Consider the following 24,040-nt stretch of genomic DNA (forward strand, 5'->3'; position numbering starts at 1 on the left):
TAAAATACCAATTAAGGCTTAAGTGAAAGTATATTTCATTACAGCCTTTTTATTTTTGCTAAAATGTTAAATTTATTTACTACTATGTATGATATTTTGTTCATTATTTATTAATAAATATAAATGTAGTTATAATGAAAACATATACAAGTGAATAAAAAGTGATTTATAAAAGGGAGGAATATATTTTGAATAAAAAGAAACTTATAGCATTGACTTTAGGGGTTATAATGTCTGTTGGAATTTTTGCAGGTTGTGGAAAAAAGGAAGAGGAAGCACAGAAGAAAGATCTTAAATTAACTATATATTCAGGACTTATGGAAGACCACATGATTAAAGCTGTGGCAGAGTTTGAGAAAGAAACTGGAGTAAAGACAGAGGCTGTTAGAATGAGCTCTGGAGAAATACTTGGAAGAATAAGAGCTGAAAAGGAAAATCCAAAGGCTTCTATCTGGTTTGGAGGTCCTGCAGATGGATTTGTTCAAGCTGGTGAAGAAGGACTATTAGGGAAATATGTTTCACCTAATTCAAAGGATATGGAAGATAAATATAAGGATAAGGATGGAATTTGGACAGGTATATATGTAGGATACCTAGGATTTGTATCTAATCAAAAGCTATTAAAAGAAAAAGGAGCTGAGGTTCCAAAGTCATGGGAAGATTTATTGAAGCCTGAATTTAAAGGCCAAGTTTCTATATCTAACCCAGGATCTTCAGGAACAGCTTATACAGCTTTAGCTACAGTTATCCAACTTATGGGTGAAGAAAAAGGCTTAGAATACATGAAGAACCTTAATGGACAAATAAAATCCTATGAAAAATCAGGAACTGCACCTGCAAGAATGGCAGGACAAGGTGAAGTTATGGTAGGCGTAAGCTTTTTACATGATGGAATCAAATATAGAGAAGAAGGTATGAAGGACTTAGTTATGAGTGCACCAATAGAGGGAACAGGTTATGAAATAGGTGCAGTAGGAATGATAAATAATGCTCCTGATGAAGAGGCAGCTAAGATGTTTATTGACTGGTGTTTAACTAAAAAAGCACAGGAACTTGGACAATCAGTTGGATCTTATCAATTCTTAACTAACCCAAATGCTGAGCCACCAAAGCAAGTAGAAGAATTAAAGGATACAAAGCTTATAGACTACGATCTTGAATGGGCAGGAAAAAATAGAAGCTCTGTAGTTGAAAAATGGAGCAAGGCTATTAAATAATTAGATAATAAATACTTTTAAGAGGAGACCAGATACCTGGTCTCTGCTTTATATTACAAGGTTGTTGTTTAAATAATTTACCTTTATGTATAATATTTTGCTCAATAAATTAAAATGAGGAGGAGCAATAGAAATGGCATTAAAAAAACATAGAAATTCCATAAGTAATAATATGAATGATATGAAAAAGATATGGAGAGACCCAACGCTTTTAATAACAATAATTTTTGTTATATTATCTTTAGCAATATTTATAATTTATCCATTAGTTGCCGTATTAAAAGTTAGTTTTGTAGGTATCGGAGGATTTACATTAGATGCGTACTTCGATACACTTAAAAGCTTGGACTTTCAAAAGACACTAAAAAACACACTGACATTAGGTGTTACAGTAGGATTTTTATCTACATTAATAGGATTCATATTTGCCTATGCAGATTCCTATATTAAAAGTCATTTTAAAAAGTTATTTAAGGTTGTGTCATTATTACCGATAATATCACCACCTTTTGTTTTGGCACTTTCAGCTATAATGCTATTTGGGCAATATGGATTAATTACAAGGAAATTATTTGGCATACAAAATGCTAATATATATGGATTTCATGGACTTGTTATGGTTCAAACTATGACGTTTTTCCCAGTAGCTTATCTTCTTTTAACAGGATTATTAAAAAGAATAGATCCTTCATTAGAAGAGGCTGCTAGAAACATGGGAGCTTCAAGGTGGGAGACATTTAAAACTGTTACATTACCACTTATGGCTCCAGGTCTTGCTAATGCATTTTTACTAACATTTATAGAGACCGTAGCAGACTTTTCAAACCCAATGGTTATAGGAGGAAACTACTCAACTCTTGCAACTCAAATATACCTTCAGGCCATAGGAAACTACGATATGCAAGGGGGAGCTGCTGTAGCTGTAATATTACTTTCTATATCTATTTTATTATTTGTATTAGAAAAGTATTGGATAGAAAAGAAATCTTATGTTACTGTCACAGGAAAGGCTTCAAGAGAAAGAGATTTAATGACAGAAAAACACATAGTATGGCCAATAGATATTATATGTTTACTAGTTACAGTGTTTGTACTAGCCTTTTATATATTAATACCTCTAGGAGGATTCTTTAAAGTAATGGGGGTAGATTACTCTTTGACCTTGGATCATTTTAAGTATGTATTTAAGCTAGGAACTAGTGCTTTAAAAGATACTACTTATCTTGCAGCTATTGCTACACCTATAACAGGAATATATGGAATGATAATAGCATTCCTCATCGTAAGGAAAAAGTTCTATGGAAAAAGATTTATAGAATTTACTTCACTTTTGGCTATGGCTGTACCGGGGACAGTAATCGGAATAGGATATGTATCAGCATATAACACAAAACCTTTAGTTCTAACAGGTACTGGTGCAATTATTGTTATATCTTTTATAATGAGAAGTGTTCCAGTTGGAGTAAGGTCTGGAGTATCTGCGCTTCAGCAAATTGATCCATCAATAGAAGAAGCGGCTTCAGATTTAGGGGCAGGTAGCAGAAAGGTGTTTACATCTATAACTTTACCTCTTATAAAGTCTGCATTCTTTAGTGGGCTTGTATATACCTTTGTAAGAAGTATGACCGCAGTAAGTGCTGTTATTTTCCTTGTATCAGCTAAATACAAATTACTTACGGTTCAAATATTATCACAGGTAGATAGTGGTAGATTTGGAGTTGCATCTGCATTTTCGACTATACTGATAATTATAGTATACATAGCTATTTCATTAATGTATTTAGGACTTAGCAAAATGGGCGTAAGTAGAGAAGAAATGTAATATGGAGGTAGTAAAGATGAAAAGTAAGGGTGTTAATATAAAAAACTTAACTAAAGTATATTCAGGGAATAATAATGAATTTAAAGCTGTGGATAATATTTCAGTAGATATAAAGGCTGGAGAGTTTGTTACTCTTCTAGGACCATCTGGTTGTGGAAAGACCACTACTTTAAGAATGGTAGCAGGATTTGAGATACCAACTTCAGGAGATATATATCTAGGTGGAGATATTATTAATGATCTTACACCAGATAAAAGGGATACCTCTATGGTGTTTCAAAGCTATGCCTTATTTCCACACTATAATATATATGATAATATAGCTTATGGATTAAAATTAAAAAAGATGGATAAAGGTACTATAAAAGATAAAGTTAATAGTATAATAGAGTTAGTAGGATTGACAGGTATGGAAAATAGATACCCGAATCAATTATCAGGTGGGCAACAGCAAAGAGTTGCTTTAGCTAGAGCTCTTATTATGGAACCTGGGGTATTACTATTTGACGAACCTTTATCAAATTTAGATGCAAAACTTAGAGTTTATATGAGAACAGAAATTAGAAAGATCCAAAAAAAGGTAGGGATTACAGCTATATATGTAACTCACGATCAATCTGAGGCCATGAGTCTTTCAGATAGAATCATTATAATGAATAAAGGTGTAATAGAGCAAGTAGGAACACCTAAAGAGATATATTATACACCAAAGACTGAATTTGTTGCTGATTTTATTGGTACAGCTAATTTTATAACGGGTAAAATATTAGAAGTTAAAAATGATAAAGCGACTATAGAAATAGAAGGACAGAAAATAGAAGTTAATTATAATGGAACAAAAAAGGCAGGAGAAGAATGCAAAGTTGTGCTAAGACCAGAAGCAGTTACTATAGCTAGGGATGGAATCATTGATGTGGAGGTTCTGTTATCCACATTTATGGGATCATATCAAGACTATATAGTAAAAACTAAGAATACTGAAATTAAAATTCAAGATAATAATCCTCAAGGAAGAGAAGTATTTAAAGAAGGGGATAAGGTCAAAATTGCATTTTCGCCGCTTAATGTTCATATAATTTAGAGAGGATGGGGAACCATGACAACCTATGAGATTATATTTAGATTATTAATGGCAATTGTAATAGCAGGTGGTATTGGATATGAGAGAGAATCTAGAAACAGACCAGCAGGTTTTAGAACTCATATATTAGTTTGTGTGGGTGCTGCGGTTATCGCTATGATACAAATTCAGGCAGTGGATGATTCTCTTAAAAAGGTTATTGAAAATCCAATGCTAGCTAGTGCCGTAAAATCTGATGTAGGAAGAATGGGGGCTCAGGTGGTTAGTGGTATAGGATTTCTAGGGGCAGGAGCTATAATCCATGAAAAGGGCTCTATAAAAGGACTTACAACAGCAGCTAGCCTTTGGGTAGTAGCTTGCATTGGACTTGCAGTAGGTATGGGATACTATGTGCTAGCTATACTATCTGGAGTAAGTGTAATAGCCATTTTAGGAATTTTAAAAAGATTTGAAAGTAAATTCTTGTACAAGGGTAAGATAATGAAGATTGAAATACAATATGATGATGAAAAGTTTCAAGTGCAAGTACTTAATGACTATTTTAACAGAAAGAAAATAAAGATAAAGAATATAGAATATAGTATAGAGGACGAAGATGAAGAGTCAGAAGATTATAATCATCATATTAAAACTAGCTTATATACTATTCTAGTACCTAAGTATATAAAGAGCGGTGAAGTGTTACATGATATTATGGGAAATGATTTTATAATAAAGGTTAGTGTATTATAAGTTATTTTAACGTTAAAACCTATAAGGCAAGTAAATTTAAAATATAAGATAAGTGTTAAGGTAGTATTACTTTAACATCGTATCTTATATTTTTTTTATACCTTTATGATATAATATTTATATGAAAGTCCATAAATTATAGTAAAGTGAGATAAAAAAATGAGGTATAAATTTAGAGAAAAATCCTTTGGTAATAGACTTTTTAAAGCATTTATCATTATAGTTTTAGTACCAATTATAATAATGTCTATATTCTATTATAAAAATTTAAAAAGGTTTAGTCAAACTAAGATAAATAACAGTGTTACTGAAAGCTTAGAATCTACAAGTAAGCTTATAGATTCAACCATCCTAAGTTTTATTAAGATTACCAATTATATGTCATACAATGAGGACGTGCAATCTATTCTAAAAACAAAGGAATATGATAGCTACGATGAAAGATTTAAAGACATACAAACCATGTATAAAATCTCTAATGGAGTATTAGCAACTCAAAGTTTTGATGTGCCTATTCATATTGTGGATTTAAATAGGAAAAGCAGATTTAGTACCACAGAATATAATGTACCAATTTATGAAGATTCAAGAGGAAACTTTTTTGAGATAATGGATAAAAGTGAAGGAAAAGAACTGTCCTTTATCCACAGAAGAGTGGATGGAATGGATAGTAAGGATATAGTTATGGCTATAGGAAAGCAGGTTACAAACAAGGAGGAAGGCGGGCCTTTAGGGTATATAATATCCGATGTTTATGATGATTATTTTACAGATGTATTTAAAAATACAAATTTATATGACGAGAATAACATATATGTAATGGATAAGTCAGGATACATAATTACAGATAAAAGGTATAAAAATAAAACAGGATTTAAGTTTCATGAAGAGTACTTAAAGGATATATTAGAAAAGGATAAGGGCACTATAGATATGAAGGTAGATGGAGTGGCTTTTAAAGCATATTTCACTACAACTAAACATACAGGAATAAAGATTGTGGAGATGATACCTAAAAGAATTCTGTATAATGAAAGATATGTAGCTATTTTTACATTTACAATAGTTATAGTTATCATTTTAATTATGTCCATAATGGGCTCTTATATATTATCAAAAAGTATATCGAGACCCATAAATGAACTTTCAAGGTTAATGAAGAAGGTAGAAGCTGGTGAAAGGAATGTTAATTTCCACATTGAAACAGAGGATGAGATAGGTCAGTTAGGTAAAAGCTTTAATGATATGGTAAGGGAAATAAATAGACTAATAAAAGAAGTGTATGAAAAGCAGTATTTAGTGCAGCAATCAGAATTTAAGGCATTAAAGGCACAGGTTAATCCTCACTTTTTGTATAATACGCTAGAGTCAATTCACTGGATGGCAAAATTAGAAGATTATAAGGGAGTTACAGGTATGGTGGTATCTTTAGGGAAACTTTTACGATATAGCACAAGTAAACTTAGTGATATAGTTAAGGTAAGAGAAGAAATAGAGCAGATAGAAAATTACCTGAACATTCAAAAAGTCCGATATGGAGATAAATTTGAAGTAAAGATAAATATAGAAGAAGAAGTTTATGATAAATATATGCTAAGATTCTTACTACAGCCTATAGTGGAGAATTCTATTACTCATGGATTAGAGCAAAAGATAGGTAAGGGTATAATAGAGATAAGGGGATCAATTAGAGATAACATTATATGTTTTGAGATATTAGATAATGGTGTAGGTTTTGGGAATAGTAAGTCTAAAGGTGAAGGAATAGGAATGGATAATGTTAATAATAGGGTAAAGATACATTACGGAGAAGCCTATGGGCTGATTGTAGAAGAAAAGGATGGCTTTACCTTTGTTAAAATATTAATACCAGATACGGATGAGAGTAACAATACGATTAACAGAGGTGAAAAGCTTGTTTAAGGTTTTGATAGTAGATGATGAATATTTTGCAAGAGAGGGAATGAAAAAGACTATAGACTGGGACATTTTAGGCTGCAAGGTTTGTGGAGAGGCTTCTAATGGCATAGAAGCTATAGAATATTCTAAAAAGTTAAAGCCTGATATAATAATTACAGATATAAACATGCCTGGAATTAGTGGACTTGATATGGCTTTTAAAGTACGGGAATTTCTACCAGATTGCAAGTTTATAATAATCACTGGCTATGATGAGTTTCAATATGCAAAAGAAGCTATAAAGCTAAAAGCTGTAGATTTCATATTAAAACCTATAGATGAAGATGAACTTATAGAGGCTATAAAACGATCTACAAAGGAGTTAAATAAACTTAGTTTAAATAGGGCTTTAGAACAAGAAAGATTACTTTTAGATGCCATGAGGGGTAGATTTTCAGATAAAGAGTCAATGGTAGACGGTTTAAGGGAAGCGAAAATAGACTTAAATACTATAAGAATCATAAGCATAGAAAATGATAGCTACAATGAACGCATGGAAGAAGACTCAATGGATAAGTCTTACATGCAAAATAAAGGCATAAGAGAATTAATATATAAATATTTTAAATCTAAATGTTACGTTGTAGACTGCCATCTTTATAGGGTAGCTATAGTATTTGAAGATAATGAAGATAAGGATAGCCTAGAAGAGATGCTAAATAATTTTACTAAAGAGGTAAACGAGGTTTTAAATATTACTGTAACCCTTGGAGTATCTAATAAGAAGCCTTTAAGAAATATAAAAGAAAGTTACAGTGAGAGTAAAGAGGCTATAAACCATAAGCTCTACCTTGGGAAAAATAAGATAATATATTTTGAAAGTATATTAAAAAATGATTCTAATATAACTTTAGATTTTACTAAAGAAAAAAGAGAGATGAATTTATTAATAAAGGCAAAAGATAAAAAAAAGATTCAAGATAAATTAAAATCCATATTTACTAGATTTAAAATTTATAAATCAGAAGAAGATTTTATAAGAGGGGTAAGTGTTGAAATAATATTAGAAGCTTTTTCAGTGGTAAAAACTTATGATACATATAGTAAAGGTGAGGAATTAGAAGAATCCAATATATATAAATATGCTGCAAAGCTAAATACCCTAGATGAATTATATGAGTTTGTATATTCCTATCTTATAAAGGTTTTGAATATCTTAAGAGAAAGAGATGCAGCAGCTGAAGAAACAGGTATAGAAAAGGCTGTAGAATTTATAGATCATCACTACAAAGAGGATATTTCATTAAAGGATGTGGCAAGTTATGCTTATTTAAGTGAAAGTTATCTTAGTAGAAAGATGAAAAAGGTTTTAGGTATAGGTTTTAGTGAATACATAACTAGACTTAGAATGGAAAAAGCCATAGAACTTTTAAGAGAGCCAAATGCTAAGGTGGCAAAGGTAGCACTTCAGGTAGGATATCCTGATTACAGATACTTCTCACAATCATTTAAAAAGTATACAGGGTACTCACCTAGTGAGTTTATGTCTGCAAAGCCATAATATATATTGAATTTTAAAGCAGCAAGTAGTATAATGTAATTGTTTTGAAATTATGACATAAGTCTAAGAATCACTTGATAATTACATATGGATTTAACCCTATGAGGGAGTAATTGGCAGGAATTCCTGTGGCATAGTCAACATATTGACTTTATTAAAGTCTGGCTTGTCTTAAATAATGAGACTCATATATAGTATTTTTATGCTATATATGAGTCTTTTTTTATTTATTAATTGGAACTTGTATTTTAGAAAGAGTAAGTACATATCTAAAGTTACTATACTGCTGTGAGCACCATCAAGATCAAGTGATTCTTAGACTAATATTTTTAAGTACATGATTATAAAACATTAAATTACTTAAGGGGGATTTAAAAAAAATGAGTCTACTAACTATTATCATCACTGCCTTTGCGCTTTCCATGGATGCCTTTGCTGTGTCTATTACTAATGGTATTTTGATTTATGATGTAAAGGCCAAGGATGCACTAAAAACAGGTGCTTATTTCGGCTTTTTTCAGGGAATTATGCCGCTTATAGGTTGGCTTTTAGGTATTAAGTTTCAAGAACAAATAACTAAAATAGATCATTGGATTGCACTTATATTACTGGGGTTTATAGGTATTAAGATGATTTATGAATCTTTCCAAAATAAGCCTATTGCCTGTGAAAATAGCGAAAATCCTAGAGGCTGTTTAAACAATAAAACTATGATTATGCTCTCAATAGCTACTAGTATAGATGCATTAGCAGTAGGTGTAAGCTTTGCATTTTTAAAGGTTCCTATTGTGAGTTCTGTTATAATAATAGGAATTATAACCTTTGCAGTCTGTTTTATGGGAGTACTTATAGGGAAAAACTGTGGGGTACTCCTAAAGAAAAATGCAGAAATACTTGGAGGCGTTATACTTATATTAATGGGAATAAAGATATTTTTAGAGCATACTAACTTATTAGGGGCTATGAATATTTTCAATTAAATATCTCTAGGATGCTACAAGCACATATATATTAAAGAAAACTCCATATATAATATATTAGCTTTATTTTACTAGTCAATGTATAATTATTAATAACAATACAAAAAGATAAATAAGAAAATAAATTAAAGGTGGGCCTAAATGAGAAATTTAAAAATGACTATAGAATATGATGGAAGTAGATATAAAGGATGGCAAAAACAAAAGGACGATGTTTTAACTGTGCAAGATAAAATAGAGACTGTATTATCCAAAATGACAGGTGAAGATGTTCAGGTAATAGGTTGCGGAAGAACTGATTCAGGAGTTCATGCTGAAAATTACATAGCCAATTTCCATACTGAAAGTACTCTTACTGTAGATGCTATGCTAGATTACTTGTATGAATATTTACCTGAAGATATAGTAGTAAAAACTATGAAGGACACAGGAGAAAGATTTCATGCAAGATATAATGTAAAGTCAAAAACCTACGTGTATACAATAAATAATAATAAATTTAGAAGCGTATTCAATAAAAAGTATGTTTATCATACTAATGATAAGCTTAACTTAGATGATATGAAAAAGGCATCAGAAGTTCTAGTTGGAACTCATGACTTTCAAAGCTTTACTAGCCTAAAACCAAATACTAAGGCTACTGTTAGAACCATAAATTATATAAACATAACAGAAAACCAAGGTATTATAGAAATACAGGTTAATGGAAATGGATTCTTATTAAATATGGTAAGAATTATTACAGGAACTCTTTTAGATGTAGGTAGAGGAAGGCTTAATATTTCAGATGTAGAAACTATCTTAGCTGAAAAGAAAAAGAGAGAAGCAGGTCCAATGGCTCAGGCTAAGGGATTATGTCTTAAGGATGTTCAATATTAATCAAGTGATTCTTAGACTCACGTGGAGTTTACTTATAAGGAATACATCTCTCCATCTGAGTCTTAGAAGAACTTATCCAGGGGCGTAGCAGCAGTCATCCCCCACCTTGAAGAGGAGAGGGGTGTTACGGATGGTAGCCATCGGATAAAGAGTAAATTATATAATTACAGTCCCTCATTAGGTATTTAACCTATATGGGGACTTTTTTAGTGTAAAGACATGGAGAGGATTTTCAAATATACTTGTTTAAGTAATCTTTTATATATTTATAATGGAATAAATGGTATAATATTCATAACATTAGGTTTGTCAAAAGTTAAAGTTACATGGAGCTAAAATTCACCGCATTTTAAATATTGGGAATCGTATGTTGCAGACTCTGTTATGGACCTTGTCAATGAAGATTACAAGGGACTTGGATACGGGACAGAATTAGTTGAATTGGCAATAGGTTATGCATTTAATACTTTGAAACTTAAGTACATATATGCTGATACAATGGGTACTAATTTCAAAATGCAAAGGATACTTGAAAGATTTGGATTTGATTTTTTAAATAGAGAAGAACATTGCTACGATATGCACGATAGATGGGAAGATAAATTAAGCTATATACTTAGAAATTCAAACGTTACAAAATGAGAAATAATTCATAGGTGCAAAGATATCTTAATGATATTTGTATAATGTTTTAGAGGAGAATGCGCATGGAAGTAATAGTGGTATATGGAACTGAGCATAAAGGAAATACCTATAATATAGTACAACTTTTTTTAGAAGAATTACTGGTAACAAAAGAAAATATAACAGAATTTTTCTTGCCAAAAGATATGCCTAATTTTTGTTGTGGATGCACAAGTTGTTTTGTAAAGGGTGAGGAGTTTTGTCCACACTATGAAAAAGTTCAGCCTATAAAAATGGCAATGGAAAAGGCTGATTTAATTATTTTAGCAAGTCCTGTTTATGTATGGCATGTTACTGGTCAAATGAAAGTACTTCTTGACCATTTTGGATTTCAGTTTATGGTACATCGACCTAATAAAGCCATGTTCTCTAAAACTGCACTGGTTATAACTACCGCGGCGGGTGGGGGAATGAAATCTGCAATAAAGGATATGACAATGAGCTTAACATATTGGGGAGTAGGGAAAATTTTCACTTATGGAAAGGCTGTTGCCGCTTCTGATTGGCAGGGTGTTAGCAATAAAAAGAAAAAGCAAATAAAACAAGATGTGAATAAGTTGTCCGTTAAAATAAAGAAAAAGTATAAATATATAACTCCAAGTTTTAAAGTAAAAGCACTATTTTTTGTAATGCGCTTTATTCAGATGAGGTTTCACTTTAATCCTACTGACAAAAAATATTGGGAGCAACAAGGTTGGCTTGGAAAACAACGTCCTTGGTAAAAGCCTGTAATTGATTTAATTTAATAGGAGGAAATGGATGGGGAGAAAACTATTTTGTGAGCTATGCCCTTTATTTTATAAAATATCTGTAAAAAAAGAGAGGCTCAAAAGATATATTAAATGGATATTAGATAATAATAAATATGCGTCAGAAAAAGGTGAGGAAAAGTTACCAGTACTTTTATATTCCCACAACTCTCTTATAAGGAGAAAACTTGGAAATGTGGATATTCAACTTCAAGAAAACAAGGCCACTAATCTTAAACTATCGGCACCAAAAGTTAACGGCATATTAATTAAACCTGGACAAACATTACTTTAATAGGGTAAATCCTTTTGGAACAGGAACATCAATAGTTTTTAATTATTTAGATTATTGCTTTAAAAATAACACAGAAAATACATATCAATTAATAACATACGTTACAGACAAACATCTTTGTGGAGAACTAAGAGCTTTAAACAAAGAAGCTAAATCGTACCACATAATAGAAAAGGACTTGTATTTTAGCGAAGAAGATGGAATCTATTATAGAAATAATAAAATATATAGAAAAGTAGTTGACAAAGTTACCGGAAATATAATAAAAGAAGAATTAATAATGTCTAACCACTCAGAAGTATTGTATGATAGTAAGTTTATTAAACCTGAGTTGATTAAATAGAATGAGAAAATTAAAAGTAGTTGAAGCTATTAAATTATGTGTTTTAGTAGAAGAACCTAAAGAAATAATGCCATATTCTTTTTATAAATAAGTAGGTTTTATAGAAGAGTCTATATATTTGTTTAGGAGGGAAATTTAACATGGGGTTATAAAAAAGCGGGTTTTAATATCATTGATACTTATAATAAAGAAACATTAATAGGTTATAAGAAGTTTGTTAAGATGGAGTTTTCTTATTAATTAAGAAGAGGGGATAGTATGATGAAGAAAGTTTTGATAATGGGTGGAAGCTATTTTATTGGTAAGAAAATAGTGGATGTTCTATTGAACAATAGCTATTCAGTTTACGCCCTTAATAGGGGTACAAAAGAAAATGATGATGAAAGAGTAATTAATTTGAAATGTGATAGAAATGATGTAGAGCAAATGAAGATTATCCTAAGCAACTATTTATTTGATATTGTTATAGATGTATCTGCCCTAAATAAATCACAAGTTGAAATTTTATATAATTCTTTGAATAAAGAAAACCTAAAACAGTTTGTATTTATAAGTTCAAGTGCTGTTTATGATGTTGATAATTTTAGTATTCCATATAGTGAAGAAACTCCCATGAAAGAAAATAAATATTGGACATCTTACGGAACAAACAAAATAGAAGCAGAGAACTTTCTGAAAGAAAAGTTTGAAGAATTACAACTAAACTTAATAATTTTAAGACCTTCTTATGTTTATGGAGAAAATAACTATGCTCAAAGAGAAAGTTTTATATTTGAACATATTTGCAACGAAAAGCCTATTATAATACCAAACAATGGAGAAATATACTTGCAGTTTATTTATACAACTGATTTAGCCAATATTATTTTAGAGCTAATAAACACTAAACTTGATAAAATATCTATTTTCAATTTAGGTAATAAGAAACCGATTACAATAAAAGAGTGGATTGAATGTTGTGAAAATGTAGTAGGTAAAAAGGCAAAAATAATTCAGTATGACTATGATAATTACAACAGAAAAGAACGAGAATTTTTTCCATTCTTTAATTGTAATAACGTACTTGATGTATCGAAAATTAATGAACTTTATCATCGAGAAACTGATTTTTTAATAGGTTTAAAAAATGCTTTTCATTGGTATTGTAATAATAAGGATAAGATACTTTTTAAGGATAATGTAAAACAGAATGAAGAAACCATATTAAGAGAACTCAATCCTAAAATTAGATTTAGTAATCGTGTAGAAAATTATGTTAGGTTCCGACCAAGTTATCCTAATGAGGTAATTGATTTCTTGCGCAGATCTATTGGACTTAATGAAAAATCAATTATTGCTGATATAGGTTCAGGAACAGGACTTTCTACTAAGCTGTTCTTAGATAATGGTAATATTGTTTATGGCTTAGAGCCTAATTTAGAAATGAGACAAGCTGCTGAAGAAGTTCTTGCTAGCTATAGCAATTTCTTCTCTATAGACTCATCTTCAGAAAATACTAAGTTACAATCAGAACATATAGACGTTATTGTAGCAGCTCAAGCATTTCATTGGTTTGACCCAAAGCCTACAAAAGAAGAATTTCTTAGAATATTAAAGCCAGGAGGTGTGGTTGTACTATTAGTAAACAGGAGAAAGAGAAGTAATGATAAATTTATGAATGGATATATGGAGATTGTGTGGAAATATGGACAGCCTTTAAATATAAAAGCAGATAGTGAGAGCATACCAGACTTTTTTTATCCAAACAATGTTCATGAGAAGGTATTCTACAACCCATACACTTTTAATTTTGATAGATTAAAGGGAGAGTTAATGTCTTATTCCTATATGCCTAATGAACAAGATCCTAAGTTTAAGTCTATGATATCAGAATTAGAACTCTTATTTAAAAAATATAATGATAATGGAACGGTGATTCTACAATATGAGACTGTACTATATTATTGTAAGATTAAGTTATTTAAGGATTTTCTTTGGTAAATAAATTATAAAGTTATGTGGCATTTAATTTTCACAACCATATTATAAATATGGGGTGATTATATGAAGGTGGATATAGTTTTTGAAGGTGGAGGAGTTCTTGGTATTAGTTTTATTGGAGCATTAACTTCTCTAAAAGAGCATGGATATGAAATTCAAAGGTGTGCTGGCACATCTGCCGGAGCAATAATGGCAGCATTAGTTGTGGCAGGGTACAACGAAGATGAACTATATAAACTTATGAAGGAGTTAGATTACTCTTTCATGAAAAAGAGCAATAGTTATGAGAAGTTTTTACCACTTAAGCTAATTAAATTATTTAATAAAAAGGGCTTATATGATGGAGATAACATAGAAAAGTTTATAGCCCCACTTCTTGAAGCAAAGGGAATTACAAAATTTAAGCATGTTATAAAAAATGGAAAGAGTAAACTTAAGATTATAGCTTCAGATATAACTAGAAGAGAGATAATTGTATTTCCAGATGATTTAAGTAAATATAATATAGACCCAGGGGAATTTGAAATTGCAAAAGCTGTTAGAATGAGTGCTAGCATACCACTATATTTTACTCCCTATGTTTTAAAAGGTGGTACTTGCCCCAGCTTTATTGTGGATGGTGGACTTTTAAGTAACTTTCCTATATGGATATTTGATGTTGAAGGGATACCGAGATGGCCAACCTTTGGGTTAAAGCTACAGGATAAAGATAGTAGAACTAGTACAGGGCATTGTAATTTTATAGGGTTTGTACAGGATGTAGTTCAGGCCCCATTGTATGTTGATGGACAAAGGTTTATTAGAGATAAAGATTTAGTTAGAACCGTAATTATTGAATCTAAGGGAATGAAATCTACAGACTTTGATATTGCAAGTAAGAATGCTAAGACCTTGTATGATAAAGGATATAGAGATACAGAAAAGTTTTTAAATAAATGGGACTTTAAAAGGTATGTGGCTGATAATAGAATGGATAAAGGAAATTATAATGTAGCTAAGAGATAATTACCCGTATGTAAGATGAAGTTTTTATAGATGTTATTAGGGTGATTTTACAATTAAATGTACTTATAATTTAAAGAGACTGAGTTTATATAGAAAGTTAACTATATATTCAGTCTTATATTTTTACCTAAAATTTTAGGTAGCTTTTCCCTCCATAGATAGAGGATTTTTTTTATATAAAATAATAAAAATCGCTAATAGGAAAAGACCTGAAAGGGTTAGTAATAGTGGGTTTCCCAAAATAGGCATATATTCTTCTAGAGCTGATAGTATAATACTTAAAGTATTAGCTATAATATGAGTAAAAATCACAGCATATAAAGACTTTGTTTTAATGTATATAAGTCCTAGTAGTATTCCAAAAAACAACGCATTAAACATTTGAGGTAGATTACCATGGATTAGGCTAAAAAGTAGTGAGGAAAATAATATAGCCTTAGCTGGACTGTATTTTTTTAAAAGACCATTTAAAATAATGCCTCTAAATAGAATTTCTTCAATAATAGGACCAATTAAAGCAATCTCTAACACTAAGAGGTAAGGATTCGTTTGTGAAGCAATTTCTTTAATGTAATGTAACATCTTTGATTTAGAAGCTAAATAATTCATAACTGGATTAAAAGATACTAAGGTTATTAGTCTAAATGAAATAGTTAATAATAATATCATTAATAAACAGGATAACGTAATACTTCTAGTATAATTTACATCTACTGATCTTTTATCATCAGAATTAGGTTTAAAATATATTTTAAGTAACAAAATTATAACTATTATATTTGTTATTATTTTGGAAAAGAGATATGTCCATTGTTCTCCAATAAACAATCCTATAATGGATGAAGAGACTATATTTAAAATAACCATTAAAATAAATTGTAATATACAAAGCAATACTGAAGAAATAAAATCCATAGGCTTAGATTCTATGGAACCATTTAGGTATTGTTTGATAATTTTCATAAGATCACCACTTCCATGAAGAAATTTTCAATATAGTATTTAAAAGTAATATTTAACAGTATTATATCATGAAAGTTATTTAAAATGTAGGATACATATAGATTTATAATAGAATAGTGTAACATAAATGGCAGTGAATCGTTTATTAAGTGAAGGGGAGGAGGCTGTCATATAAATTTTATGACAGCCTCAAAAAGCATTTGCAAATAATATTATTCTAAATTAAATATTTCAATGCTTCTATCTAATATACCTGTTAGATAGGCTAGAATTATTCCATAATTTGTTATGGGTATATTCTTTTCTTTGCATAGCATCATTTTTGAATTCATGGCCTTTTTATTTACCATGCAAGCTCCACAGTGAATTATTAAGTCATATTTTTCTATATCTTCTGGGAAGTCTGCTGCCATTTTAAAGTCGTAGTTTAAATTTTTATTTAGTAATTTATTGAGCATGGTTGGTATTTTAACCCTGCCTATGTCTTCGTGGGAATAGTTGTGGCTACAGCTTTCAGATATTAATATTTTCGAGGATTCATCTAGTGACTTTATCTTGTCTGTCCCTTTAATAAAGGTTTTTATATCTCCTTTTTGATTAGCAAGTAGTATGGAAAAGCTTGTGAGCTTTATGTGATTTGGAACTATTTTGCTAACTTTTTTAAAGGCTCCAGAGTCTGTCACTACTAAATCTACATCTTTTATATCAAGAAGGGCAGATTCAAGTTCAGTATCTCGTACCACATAACTTTTTATTCCGTGGTCTAGGCAGTCGCGAAGTAGCTGAACTTGTGGCAGTATAAGCCTTCCTTTAGGGGCTTCTGAATCTATTGGAACCACCATGATAATTTTACTATTAGGCATAAGTAAATTACCTAAAATGCTTTCTTCATTTAGTTTAGTATTTAAGGATTCAATAATTTTATCCTTTAGATTTAAGATGCTATCCATATTTTTTGAGGAAACAAAAACACCATCCTTTATATATTTTTGTATCTTTGATATTTGCTCTTCACTTATAGAGTCTATTTTATTTATAACTACCATATGAGGGATGTTATATTTATTAACTTTTTCTATGGTTTTTTCATATAAATCATAATCCATATCCGTTGCATCCATAACATATATTGCAAAGTCTGTATTAGACAAGGTTTTAAAGGTTTTTTCCATTCTTAAATCTCCAAGAGGGGAGGTGTCCAAAAGTCCTGCAGTGTCTGTAAATAAAACAGGACCTAAGGGCGCTAGCTCCATAGCCTTAGTAACAGGATCTGTGGTAGTTCCTTCAAAGGGAGAAACTATGGATATTCCATGTCCTATTAGAGCGTTCATTAAAGAGGATTTTCCTGCATTGGTTTTACCTAAAAAGGTTATGTGTATTCTATTTGAATTTGGTGTAGTATCCAATATTATAACCTCCTAGAAGAATAGATCTCTTTCTCCATTTTTTATTTTTTCTAAGTTTTTAATTAATGTATTTTTTATATCTTCATTTTTCACATTGTTTAATTCTTTTTTTATTAAGTTTTCTCCCTTTTCTCTTAGCTCTGTATCGCCATAGTCCTCTATAAATTCTTGGAATGTCATTATAGCATTTGGCTGGCACATATTTTGGATCTCACCGGTTTTTGCAATGCTCATAAACTTCTCTCCAACTCTGCCACTTCTATAACAAGCAGTACAATAACTTGGGATATGTCCATGGTTTACAATGGCTTTTAATATTTCTAAAGGACTTCTATTATCGTCTATTGAAAATTGATTGATATCATTTGTGCCTTCTTCATGATCTTTATATCCCCCAACTCCTGCGCAAGAGCCTGCACTTACTTGGGTAACACCATATTCTATAGCACCTTTTCTCATTTCAGCAGACTCTCTTGTAGATAAAATAAGTCCTGTAAATGGTACTGCGATTCTTAATATTGCAACTATCTTTTTGAAATCTTCGTCATCTACTAGGTTAGGGAATAATTCAAGATCCATACCCTCAGCCTTTTTAAGTCTTGGCATAGATATTGTATGAAAACCTACCCCAAATTTTTTTTCAAGATGAGCATTATGAATCATTAAGGCTAAAACTTCAAACTTATAAGGGGCAAGACCGAAAAGTACGCCAGCGCCTACATCATCAATACCAGCTTCCATAGCCCTATCAAAGGATGTTAAGTGATATTCATAGTTACCCTTTAAGCATTTAGGATGCATGCTTTCATAGGTAGGTTTATGATAAGTTTCTTGGAACAGTATATAGGTTCCAATTTCAGCTTTCTTTAATTTTCTATAGTTTTCTACAGTAGTAGCTGCTATATTAACATTAATTCGTCTTATAGCTCCATTAGAATTTTGTGTAGAATAGATGGTTTTTATACTTTCTGTAATATAGTCTATATCGCAGTTTACTGGATCTTCACCTGCTTCTAGTGCAAGTCTTTTGTGTCCCATCTTTTCGAGTATCATAACTTCATTTTTTATTTCCTCTTGTGTGAGTCTTCGTCTATTGAATTCATTACACTTTTTATATCCACAGTAAACGCAATTATTTACACAATAATCACTTATATAAAGTGGAGCAAATATAACAATTCTATTTCCGTATATATCTTTCTTTATGTCTCCTGCAACTTTAAACATTTTATTTAAAAGAGTCTCATTCTTTATTTGAAGTAGTATAGCTATATCCTCATGACTTAGTTTTTCCTTCCTACAGGCCTTGTCTAAAACCTCTTGTATCTCGGAGTTTGTAGCATTTTTTGCATTGTTAAGTAATGTTTCTATATATTCATGATCTATAAACATTTAAATCTCCTCCCTTATAATCTCAAGTGTATAAGGTATTGTAAGCTCCTTATCATAGCTATTTGTGCACAGACTACACATAAATAAAGTAGTCTATAATTTTTTAGAGTAGAATTTTAATCTAGTTATTTTCTTGTCCAAAGGGTGTTATCGCCTTGGGATAAATCTAAAGAAAAACCTGCATTTATAATTCTATTTTCTATGCAATTTCTACATTCAGCAGCTTCGTCTCCTGTACAAATTTTATTATCATAGAGCATGTACTTAGCCCTCGCTGTGGTAGGGGACAGGTTTGGCATTACCACATTAGCTCCAGCTTTTAATCCTTGCTCTCTTCCCATAGGACTTATGGTACCTAATGCAGTGGTTGCTGGAAGCAAAACCTCTGGAAGAAGCAATCGTACAATAGAAAGTAAGGTAGTGGTAGTTTCTACGGTTCCTGAAACCTCATCTTTAAATATGGTATCCTTATGTGGTATGAAGGGCCCAAGTCCTACCATATGTGGCTTTAACTCTTTCAAAAACAATAAGTCCGCTACAAAATCTTCGTTTTTTTGGCCTGGGATACCTACCATAAATCCAGCTCCCACTTGGTATCCTATGTCTTTTAAGTTTTTTAAACATTGAATTCTAGTTTCAAGTTCCATACCTACATGAATTTTTTTGTATAATTCTTTTGAAGCTGTTTCATGTCTTAAAAGATATCTATCTGCTCCAGCATCATAATATTTTTTATATGAATCATAACTTTTTTCACCTACAGACAGTGTAATTGCGCAGTCCTTATAATTTGTTTTTATAGCTTTTAATATTTGAACTAACTTCTCATCGGTATAATAAGGATCTTCTCCACCTTGAAGTACAAAGGTTCTGTATCCAAGGTTATAGCCAGAATTACAACAATCTAAAATTTCCTCTAAAGAAAGCCTGTACCTTGCTGCATTTGCATTGCCACCACGGATACCGCAGTAAAGGCAGTTGTTTTTGCAGTAATTAGTAAATTCTATAAGACCTCTCATATAGACCTTATTGCCATAATGATTAAGTCTTGTTTCATGAGCTTTAGAAACTAAATACTTTTTACTTTCTATATCTATATTGTTAAGAAGATATAATAAGCTTTCAGAACTAAGATTATTTCTTTCATATAATTCATCTATTATTTCTTTTAAATTTACATCTAGTTTTTTAGTTATATCTAGGTTTTTATTTATAGCATTCACATAAGTTTTATTATTCGTATGCATAATTATATCTCTTTCTTTGATATAGAAGTTTTGATATACACATTATCTATATTTCCAAGCTTACCGGTAAGGCTATTTATTTCATCTAATTCACCTACCACAGTGATAGAAATCACAGAAATTCCATGCTCATCAAAGGGGATACCCATTCTTCCTTTTATAATGCCTTTAAAGCTAGAAATAATTTCATTAAATTTTTGTTGGCAGCTATTTGGATCCTCTAAAATAGCACTAATAACAGCAATTTTACTCATAAAAATCCTCCCTTGTATTGAGATATCTAGAAAACAAAAAAACTCCCCTAAAAAAAGGGAAGTGCATTAACACGCATAGGATTTTAGGTTAAAGCGAAGTTTTAATTTCCACCTAACCACCTAAATGTTATTTCCCTTTCAGATCAGACTATTCTTTACTGTTAGGTAATGTAGTATGGCATATAGATTCTTGTCTTTAAATTGCAGTGGTTTAATATCTTTGTAGTTTAACTTTTTAGGTTGCCACAGACAAATAATAAAAGAATTAACTTGAATTATTTGAAATGTACATATAAATTTTACTTTAAGGAAAGGGCTTTGTCAATGAATCTGTAAAGTAAGTAAAGTGAAGTGATATTTAAGATAGAGGCATAAAAAACATCAGAAAAGGTATGTGTATTAACTTGTTTTATATTTGAATTTCCTATATCATCTTATTTATAGAACTTAATGTAATTTAAGGTAGGATTATTCAAGTAAAAATACACTATTATAGATTTAATATTAAAGACTAGCTTTAGTTAAAAAGCCTAAAATTAAATAAATTGACTGCTTTTTATTGAAATCTATAGACTTTAATAAAAATTTACAAGAATGAATTAGTTAAAGGAGTTATAGTTATTATTATGAAAAAGAAAGTATATTTTTTAATAATGGTATTGATTTGTATAGTTGTACCAATAATAACATTTCCTAAAATCCATCTTTATTATACTGGCTATAAATGCAAAAAGGAATTATATAAAATGAATTCAATAATAGATGTTTCTGATTCTACTTTTGAAGGACTTTCATTATTGAATACCGACCTTCACAATAACGATATATTTTTATCTGGAGAAAAACATGGTTCAGTCAAGTCAATACAAATGAACTTATATTTACTAAAATATTTTGTAGAAAAAGAGAATATTAAATATATACTATATGAAGGTGGATATGCTAATGCGGAGTATCTAAATACCTATTTAGATACTGGCGATGAAGCTATTATTGAATATTTGTTTTATAACTCAACAAATACGCTAAACTACACTATGGAAAACTACGATTTATTAAAAGAAATCTATGAATATAACTTAACATTACCAAAATATAAAAAATTGAAATTTGTTGGAATAGATCTAGAAACACCTTCCGTAGCTATAAAATATATTAATTCATTAATTCCAGATTCCATGCCTAATAATGAAATAGTCCAAGAATTTATTTATAGTATAAAAATGATTTCTAAAGGCAATTATCTTACAGAGTCAAAAAAGTCAATTGAATTATTAAACCAAGGTGAAAAAGATATAAAGGAGTATTTTAGTGAAAACTTTTTTAGCTTATCATTTGCACTTAAAAATTTATCTATAAGTGATAATCAACTTTCAAGAGAAAATATGTTGATTGATAATTTTATTACATTACATGAACACTTACCAAAAGGGAAGTTTTTTGGACAGTTTGGAGGTGCACATACAAACTTGAGTATCCTTTCTGAATCACTTGCATCATATTTACAAAATATATATGAGCCTACTAAAGGGAGGGTTATTAGTATAGAATTCGACTATGTTAATAGCTATACATATGTTCCTAATGTTCCAAGTTTAGATATAAACCCAACCATATATACATCTACATCTCCTGATTTTTTCCTTAAAGATGAATCAACAGCTTTAATTAAGTTAAATTATGAAAATAGTATCTATAATGAGAAAGATATTTTTCTAAATCCTAATAATCCACAAACAGCGTATTTCCAATATCTTATTATGTTTAGTGATTCATCAAGTGCCACTAGATGGTCACTATTACAGTAACTGTTAGTAATATTCTTTTATCTTATTAGACTGCACTTATATATATTATTTCGCTAAATTGTTCTTAAAGGTACAATAAAAGCTAACTACAAAGTTAATTATACGAGGAGTCTGGCTATGAAAAGAAAAATAATAATTTTTGTAGGTTTAACCCTGTCTATCTTAGTTTGTATTACCGTTATACTATTAAATAAATCCTTTGTAAATAACAATTATAAAGTGTTGTTTGAAAAGGTTGGTAACCAAAATGAATATTATACAGAAGATACTATAGATTTAAATAACTATATGTATGAACATGATCCGAAAGAACTTGGAATACCAGAAGATAGTTTACAGTACATTAATACAGCTTTAGATACTGATAGTTTCCTTACTGATAATAATTTAATAGAATTAGACAAAAATGATGCCATATCAGATGTGAACTTTTTATTTAATTTGCTTAAGTATTCATATGCTGGGTATTCTTATTTTGGTGGAGATATTACATTTGAAAATGCAAAAGAGAATATTATAAAATCTATTAACTCACATCCTGCAGAAAATATAAATTCGAGCCAACTAGAAAATATACTTGATATAAACACCAAATTCATACAAGACGGACATTTTAGTATTAATAATAATTCTCTACTTAACCACTACTTATATTATAGCAATGAGAGTATTTGTGTGAATAAATCTAAAAATGGTTATTATATCATTGAAAATGGTGAAAGGCTTTATATTAAAAGTATTAATGATAGTTATGACTTTAATAATTATTTAAAGTTATCTATAAATTCAAAAGGATATCCTTGTTACCATATTGGTATTTTAGATAACTCAAATAATCCTAGTAAAATTAAAGTAATATTCCAATCACAAAGTAAAGAAGTTATAAAACATATAGATCTTAAAAAAGGTAATCCTAAGGTATGCTCTGATGATAAACTTAATTATAAGTATTCAAAAAGAAACGATGTTCCAATCATTACCATGAGAAAAATGTATGACACTGATGTAAATGATAAATCTACAAAGTTATTTGCAGAATCTGCTATTTCATTAAAAGATGAACCTGTAATGATATTAGATATTCGGGGAAATAGTGGTGGACAAGATATTGCTCCTATTACTTGGTTTGAAAATTTCACTGGTGAAATTCCACAGATAGAAAGCTACTCTCTTCAGCTTTGCAGCCTTATTAATAATTATATTGCAAGGCTTGCTATGAAAAATATTGATTACGAAATACTTCCCGCAGAACTAAAAAAAGAATATGATGAAGAAATGCAAAAGGCTAATATTGAATTTAACACATGGTATGCCTCCAAAACTGAAGAAAAGAGACATAAAAACAATACAATAATTTTTGTTCTTATAGATAATAAAGTTGCATCTTCTGGTGAAAGCTTTATAAATTACTTAAAAACATTAGAAAACGTTATACTTGTTGGTACCAATACTTCAGGTGTATATATTTCAAATGTATACACTAGAAGTCAATTGTCAAGTTCACATATAAATATTAACTTTGGAAATACTATTACATTAAATAAATACTGTGAGGAAGGCAAGGGTTTTCAGCCAGACATCTGGATTGATAATGAAGACTCATTAGATAGGGTTTTAAAATTAATTAATCAATTTAGGATTAATCCATTTATTCTAGGCAATATCTAAGTGAATATCAACCCCACTTAAGGATTAAAAGATAAACTTAAATAGTTTTTACTTTATTATTCAAGAAACTACAAA

Annotated in this window: 20 protein-coding genes; 15 read left to right on the forward strand and 5 right to left on the reverse strand. The window is 30.2% G+C overall.

Annotated features, from left to right (window positions below):
- The first annotated feature begins 188 nt into the window (after positions 1–188).
- The 13 genes from BV55_RS0106365 (at position 189) to BV55_RS0106430 (ending at position 15,227) form a co-directional block, all read left to right on the forward strand.
- Positions 189–1,217: an ABC transporter substrate-binding protein gene (locus BV55_RS0106365; RefSeq protein WP_242850857.1), complete on the forward strand. Its 1,029-nt coding sequence runs from the start codon at positions 189–191 to the stop codon at positions 1,215–1,217.
- A 133-nt stretch (positions 1,218–1,350) separates the two neighbouring features.
- Positions 1,351–3,039, forward strand: coding sequence for an ABC transporter permease (locus BV55_RS0106370; RefSeq protein WP_035794287.1), 1,689 nt, complete (start codon positions 1,351–1,353; stop codon positions 3,037–3,039).
- A gap of 16 nt (positions 3,040–3,055) precedes the next feature.
- Entirely contained in the window at positions 3,056–4,120 is a 1,065-nt protein-coding gene (locus BV55_RS0106375) for an ABC transporter ATP-binding protein (protein ID WP_029451985.1), read from the forward strand.
- Between the two features lie 15 nt (positions 4,121–4,135).
- Positions 4,136–4,852 (forward strand): MgtC/SapB family protein, encoded by a 717-nt coding sequence (locus BV55_RS0106380; RefSeq protein ID WP_029451987.1) that lies wholly within the window; start codon positions 4,136–4,138, stop codon positions 4,850–4,852.
- A 159-nt stretch (positions 4,853–5,011) separates the two neighbouring features.
- The gene (locus BV55_RS0106385) at positions 5,012–6,775 is read left to right on the forward strand and encodes a sensor histidine kinase (RefSeq protein ID WP_029451989.1); all 1,764 of its coding nucleotides are present in this window, start codon (positions 5,012–5,014) and stop codon (positions 6,773–6,775) included.
- Complete coding sequence (locus tag BV55_RS0106390; protein WP_029451990.1) at positions 6,768–8,312, forward strand: response regulator; 1,545 nt, start codon at positions 6,768–6,770, stop codon at positions 8,310–8,312. Before BV55_RS0106385 ends, BV55_RS0106390 begins: the two co-directional genes overlap by 8 nt.
- A 380-nt stretch (positions 8,313–8,692) precedes the next feature.
- The gene (locus tag BV55_RS0106395) at positions 8,693–9,292 is read left to right on the forward strand and encodes a manganese efflux pump MntP (RefSeq protein ID WP_029451991.1); all 600 of its coding nucleotides are present in this window, start codon (positions 8,693–8,695) and stop codon (positions 9,290–9,292) included.
- Positions 9,293–9,433: 141 nt separating this feature from the next.
- Positions 9,434–10,171 (forward strand): tRNA pseudouridine(38-40) synthase TruA, encoded by a 738-nt coding sequence (gene truA / locus BV55_RS0106400; RefSeq protein WP_029451992.1) that lies wholly within the window; start codon positions 9,434–9,436, stop codon positions 10,169–10,171.
- 384 nt (positions 10,172–10,555) lie between these two features.
- Positions 10,556–10,813 carry a GNAT family N-acetyltransferase gene (locus BV55_RS0106405; protein WP_029451993.1) on the forward strand — a complete coding sequence of 86 codons (258 nt, stop codon included), beginning with the start codon at positions 10,556–10,558 and terminating at the stop codon, positions 10,811–10,813.
- A gap of 65 nt (positions 10,814–10,878) precedes the next feature.
- Entirely contained in the window at positions 10,879–11,577 is a 699-nt protein-coding gene (locus BV55_RS0106410) for a flavodoxin family protein (RefSeq protein WP_029451994.1), read from the forward strand.
- 37 nt (positions 11,578–11,614) lie between these two features.
- On the forward strand, positions 11,615–11,899 hold the full coding sequence (locus BV55_RS15815) for a hypothetical protein (RefSeq protein ID WP_051652420.1): 285 nt from the start codon (positions 11,615–11,617) through the stop codon (positions 11,897–11,899).
- 601 nt (positions 11,900–12,500) lie between these two features.
- Positions 12,501–14,222 (forward strand): NAD-dependent epimerase/dehydratase family protein, encoded by a 1,722-nt coding sequence (locus BV55_RS15675; RefSeq protein WP_198023200.1) that lies wholly within the window; start codon positions 12,501–12,503, stop codon positions 14,220–14,222.
- A gap of 63 nt (positions 14,223–14,285) precedes the next feature.
- The gene (locus BV55_RS0106430; RefSeq protein ID WP_029451996.1) at positions 14,286–15,227 is read left to right on the forward strand and encodes a patatin-like phospholipase family protein; all 942 of its coding nucleotides are present in this window, start codon (positions 14,286–14,288) and stop codon (positions 15,225–15,227) included.
- A 135-nt stretch (positions 15,228–15,362) separates the two neighbouring features.
- On the opposite strand, the gene BV55_RS15105 is transcribed toward BV55_RS0106430, so the two are convergent.
- From BV55_RS15105 to BV55_RS0106455, 5 genes are all read right to left on the reverse strand, one after another.
- Positions 15,363–16,190 carry a CPBP family intramembrane glutamic endopeptidase gene (locus BV55_RS15105; RefSeq protein WP_051652421.1) on the reverse strand — a complete coding sequence of 276 codons (828 nt, stop codon included), beginning with the start codon at positions 16,188–16,190 and terminating at the stop codon, positions 15,363–15,365.
- A gap of 212 nt (positions 16,191–16,402) precedes the next feature.
- Entirely contained in the window at positions 16,403–17,596 is a 1,194-nt protein-coding gene (hydF, locus tag BV55_RS0106440; RefSeq protein WP_029451998.1) for a [FeFe] hydrogenase H-cluster maturation GTPase HydF, read from the reverse strand.
- Between the two features lie 12 nt (positions 17,597–17,608).
- Complete coding sequence (gene hydG / locus BV55_RS0106445) at positions 17,609–18,988, reverse strand: [FeFe] hydrogenase H-cluster radical SAM maturase HydG (protein ID WP_029451999.1); 1,380 nt, start codon at positions 18,986–18,988, stop codon at positions 17,609–17,611.
- 125 nt (positions 18,989–19,113) lie between these two features.
- A complete protein-coding gene (hydE, locus tag BV55_RS0106450; RefSeq protein ID WP_084170499.1) occupies positions 19,114–20,235 on the reverse strand; it encodes a [FeFe] hydrogenase H-cluster radical SAM maturase HydE in 1,122 nt (373 codons plus the stop codon).
- A 2-nt stretch (positions 20,236–20,237) separates the two neighbouring features.
- A complete protein-coding gene (locus BV55_RS0106455; protein WP_029452001.1) occupies positions 20,238–20,489 on the reverse strand; it encodes a TM1266 family iron-only hydrogenase system putative regulator in 252 nt (83 codons plus the stop codon).
- A 626-nt stretch (positions 20,490–21,115) separates the two neighbouring features.
- On the opposite strand from BV55_RS0106455, the gene BV55_RS0106460 reads away from it, so the two are divergent.
- Complete coding sequence (locus BV55_RS0106460) at positions 21,116–22,297, forward strand: TraB/GumN family protein (protein WP_029452002.1); 1,182 nt, start codon at positions 21,116–21,118, stop codon at positions 22,295–22,297.
- 117 nt (positions 22,298–22,414) lie between these two features.
- The gene (locus BV55_RS0106465; protein WP_029452003.1) at positions 22,415–23,965 is read left to right on the forward strand and encodes a S41 family peptidase; all 1,551 of its coding nucleotides are present in this window, start codon (positions 22,415–22,417) and stop codon (positions 23,963–23,965) included.
- The last annotated feature ends 75 nt before the right edge of the window (positions 23,966–24,040 follow it).

This window comes from Clostridium algidicarnis (genome assembly GCF_000703125.1).
Taxonomy (GTDB): Bacteria; Bacillota; Clostridia; order Clostridiales; family Clostridiaceae; genus Clostridium_L; species Clostridium_L algidicarnis.

Bases quoted from the DNA above. Each gene is read 5' to 3' on its own strand.
- BV55_RS0106465 (WP_029452003.1), top strand. From the start codon at position 22,415: ATGAAAAGAAAAATAATAATTTTTGTAGGTTTAACCCTGTCTATCTTA.
- hydE (WP_084170499.1), bottom strand. From the start codon at position 20,235: ATGCATACGAATAATAAAACTTATGTGAATGCTATAAATAAAAACCTA.
- BV55_RS0106405 (WP_029451993.1), top strand. From the start codon at position 10,556: ATGGACCTTGTCAATGAAGATTACAAGGGACTTGGATACGGGACAGAA.
- hydG (WP_029451999.1), bottom strand. From the start codon at position 18,988: ATGTTTATAGATCATGAATATATAGAAACATTACTTAACAATGCAAAA.
- BV55_RS0106460 (WP_029452002.1), top strand. From the start codon at position 21,116: ATGAAAAAGAAAGTATATTTTTTAATAATGGTATTGATTTGTATAGTT.
- truA (WP_029451992.1), top strand. From the start codon at position 9,434: ATGAGAAATTTAAAAATGACTATAGAATATGATGGAAGTAGATATAAA.
- BV55_RS0106375 (WP_029451985.1), top strand. From the start codon at position 3,056: ATGAAAAGTAAGGGTGTTAATATAAAAAACTTAACTAAAGTATATTCA.
- BV55_RS15675 (WP_198023200.1), top strand. From the start codon at position 12,501: ATGATGAAGAAAGTTTTGATAATGGGTGGAAGCTATTTTATTGGTAAG.
- BV55_RS0106370 (WP_035794287.1), top strand. From the start codon at position 1,351: ATGGCATTAAAAAAACATAGAAATTCCATAAGTAATAATATGAATGAT.
- BV55_RS0106430 (WP_029451996.1), top strand. From the start codon at position 14,286: ATGAAGGTGGATATAGTTTTTGAAGGTGGAGGAGTTCTTGGTATTAGT.
- BV55_RS0106385 (WP_029451989.1), top strand. From the start codon at position 5,012: ATGAGGTATAAATTTAGAGAAAAATCCTTTGGTAATAGACTTTTTAAA.
- BV55_RS0106395 (WP_029451991.1), top strand. From the start codon at position 8,693: ATGAGTCTACTAACTATTATCATCACTGCCTTTGCGCTTTCCATGGAT.
- BV55_RS15105 (WP_051652421.1), bottom strand. From the start codon at position 16,190: ATGAAAATTATCAAACAATACCTAAATGGTTCCATAGAATCTAAGCCT.
- BV55_RS0106410 (WP_029451994.1), top strand. From the start codon at position 10,879: ATGGAAGTAATAGTGGTATATGGAACTGAGCATAAAGGAAATACCTAT.
- BV55_RS0106380 (WP_029451987.1), top strand. From the start codon at position 4,136: ATGACAACCTATGAGATTATATTTAGATTATTAATGGCAATTGTAATA.
- BV55_RS0106455 (WP_029452001.1), bottom strand. From the start codon at position 20,489: ATGAGTAAAATTGCTGTTATTAGTGCTATTTTAGAGGATCCAAATAGC.
- BV55_RS15815 (WP_051652420.1), top strand. From the start codon at position 11,615: ATGGGGAGAAAACTATTTTGTGAGCTATGCCCTTTATTTTATAAAATA.